The following is a 2977-nucleotide window of genomic DNA, read 5'->3' as shown; positions in this document are numbered from 1 at the left end:
TATCTCCCTTGATGTGACCACGGCGGCGATTGGATGGCCGTTGCCCATCGGCTTGCCCATGGTGACGATGTCGGGAACGAAACCGGCGCGCTGGTGGCCCCAGAAATGACTGCCGGTGCGGCCGAAACCAGGCTGCACCTCGTCGGCGATGACCAGTCCGCCGGCGTCACGCACCGCGCGCATCGCGTCGTCGAAAAAGCCGGATGGGAGCGTCGGAAAGCCTTCATTGGCGAGCAGCGGACAAAGGATGATGCCGGACAGGCCGATACCGTCCTTTGCCAGCGCGGCGATGGCTTCGCGCACCGCGTCGCCAAAGGCTTTGCCGGTGGCCATCGCAGCCGGATGGCGATAGCTGTCAGGCGCCGGCACCAGCCTGACGTGGCGGGCGCGGCCGCCGACCGGCGGCATGCGGGTGCTGAGCTGCGAAACCGCCGCGGTGTTGCCATGATAGGTGGCGTCGGTGGCGATGATGCCCATGCGGCCGGTGGCGGCCTGCGCCATGCGCAGCGCGATGTCGTTGGCCTCACTGCCGGTGCAGGTCAGGATGGCGGTCGGCAGGCTGGCATCGAAGGTCGCGGTCAGCCGCTCGACATAGTCGAGGATGGCGGTGTGCAGATAGCGCGTGTGGGTGTTGAGCAGGCTTGCCTGCCGGCACAGGGCCTCGACCACATAGGGGTGGCAGTGGCCGACATGGGCGACATTGTTGTACGCGTCGAGATATTTGCGGCCGTCGGCATCGTAGAGCCAGACGCCTTCGCCGCGCACCAGGTGCACGGGCTCGTCATAGAACAATTGCGATTTCGCACCGAGCAGGCGCGAGCGCCGGCTAACCAGCGCTTCTTGCGGTTGAGTCATTGCGTCTCGAAACTCCGTTCTCTCCAATAAACCTTCAGACCTTCGACAGGCCTGCATCCAATGCTTCGCCGATCCTCGCGACATCCGCGGCGCTGACGATAAGCGGCGGCGACAGGATGATGGCGTTACCGGAGACGCGCAGCATGACGCCGGCCTCGTAGGCCGCCTCCGAAACCAATGCCATGGTCTTCTTGTCGGCGGGCTTTTTCGTCGCGCGGTCCGAGACCAGCTCCAGCGCCGCCATCAGGCCCTTGTACCGGACATCGCCGACGATCGCATGCTTCGCCTTCAGCCCCTCCAGCACGGCTGCGAGTTCGACACCACGCGCGGCCGCGTTCTCGTTCAGGCGCAGCCGTTTGGTCTCGGCAAGCGCCGCCAGACCCGCGGCACAGCCGACAGGATGGCCGGAATAGGTATAGCCATGGCCGATGGCGCCGAAGCTGGTCTTGTCGGCCTCGAAGACATCGGCGACCTTGGCGCCGATCAAAGTGGCGCCGAGCGGGAAATAACCCGAAGTGATCGCCTTGGCGATGGTCATGAAATCGGGCTTCACGCCGGACAGACGCGAACCCGACCATGCGCCGGTGCGGCCGAAGCCGGTGACAACCTCATCGGCGATCAAAAGGATCTCGTGGCGGTCGCAGATCTCGCGCACCAGCGGCATGAAGCTCTCATGCGGAACAATAACGCCGCCGGCGCCGAGAACCGGCTCCATGATGAACGCGGCGATGGTATCGCCGCCCTGGAAGGCGATTTCGTCCTCCAGCGCCCTGGCGCAAAGTTTTGCCAGCCGCACTGGGTCGGTCTCGTCGAACGGGTTGCGGAAGGTCCAGGGCGCAGGAATGTGGAAGACGCCCGGCAGCAGCGGCTCGTAGTTGCGGCGGAAATTGGCGTTGCCGTTGACCGACGCGCCACCGAAATGCGTGCCGTGATAGCCTTTCTTCAGCGCCAGGAACTTGGTCCGGTCGGCCTGGCCGCGGATCTTCCAGTACTGCCGCGCCAGCCGAAGTGCCGTTTCGACCGAATCCGAGCCGCCCGAAGTGAAAAACGTCCGCACCATGCCTTCTGGCTCGAACCATTCGCAGAGTTCGTAGGCGAGCTCGATCGACGGGCCGGTCGAGGTGCCGCGAAAGCCGGAATAATAGGGCAGCGCGCCAAGCTGGTCGGCGATCGCTTTCTTGATCGGTTCGCAGCTGTAGCCGAGATTGACGTTCCACAGGCCGCCGACGGCGTCGAGCACGGTGTTGCCGGCGATGTCGGTGACCATCACACCCTCGCCTTTCATGATCACCTTTGGCGGGTTTGCCCGCATCTCGGCCGGATGCGCCATCGGATGCCAGATCGGCTTGGCGTTGGTTTCGGTGAGAAAATTGATGTCGCGCATAATGGACTCCGCAAAAATCTCAGGCAACTGGGACGAGGTCGAAATGGCCGAGGGCCTCGGCATAGGAATGAGCCGGGCGAGCGACGTCGAAATGCACCGTGCGCATGCCGGCAGCACAGCCGCCATCGACATTGCGCCGCTGGTCGTCGACGAAGACGCAAGCGCCGGCCGGCACGCCGAGCGCCTCGGTGACGAAGGCATAGGCACGCGGGTCGGGCTTGAGGATGCCGGTGTAAGTGGCGTCGATGATCACATCGAAGAGGCCGAGCAACGGCAGCCGCTGGCGGAAGTCGGCGCCGTAGAACAGGTCGAGTTCATTGGACAGGATGGCCAGTCGAAAACCGGCGGCATGCACCGTGCGAATGGTGCTGTCAGCCTCCGGCCGCACCACCTTTTCCGGCTCGGCCCCTCGCGCGCGCCGGACGAAGGTCTCCATCGCCTGCCAGTCCTCGCCCACCAGACGGCCGACCTCGCTTGTGCGTGTGCGCCAATAGTCACGCTCGCTGATCTCGTCGGCCTGCATGGCGCGCCACAGCGGATCGCTGCCCGGATCGAACGGCCCGCGCCATTGCAGCGTCCCCGGCGCGAGGCCGAGCGCCTGTTCGGTCAAGGCGTGGGTCTCGAACAGCGTGCGGGTGACGACGCCGCCGAAATCGAGGACAAGCGCCTGGGCGGGAACAGCACTCACGCCGCCACTCCCTTGGCCGGCTTGCCGCGCGGGACGATGCCTTCCTCGAC

3 protein-coding genes are annotated in these 2977 nt (G+C 65.2%); all 3 read right to left on the bottom strand.

Annotation, left to right across the window (positions count from 1 at the left end; genetic code table 11):
* Window positions 1–855, bottom strand: an 855-nt coding sequence (locus EN991_RS30095) for an aminotransferase class III-fold pyridoxal phosphate-dependent enzyme (RefSeq protein ID WP_127370107.1), incomplete at its 3' end; no start/stop codon positions are given.
* A gap of 34 nt (window positions 856–889) precedes the next feature.
* On the bottom strand, window positions 890–2239 hold the full coding sequence (locus EN991_RS30090) for an aminotransferase class III-fold pyridoxal phosphate-dependent enzyme (RefSeq protein WP_063169695.1): 1350 nt from the start codon (window positions 2237–2239) through the stop codon (window positions 890–892).
* Between the two features lie 19 nt (window positions 2240–2258).
* Window positions 2259–2927: an HAD-IA family hydrolase gene (locus EN991_RS30085; protein WP_024502132.1), complete on the bottom strand. Its 669-nt coding sequence runs from the start codon at window positions 2925–2927 to the stop codon at window positions 2259–2261.
* Window positions 2928–2977 lie beyond the last annotated feature (50 nt).

The sequence above is a fragment of the Mesorhizobium sp. M7A.F.Ca.US.005.03.2.1 genome (assembly GCF_003997795.1).
GTDB lineage: Bacteria > Pseudomonadota > Alphaproteobacteria > Rhizobiales > Rhizobiaceae > Mesorhizobium > Mesorhizobium ciceri.
Note: the sequence above shows the minus strand (reverse complement) of the source record. Positions and strands in the feature narration are given on the sequence as shown.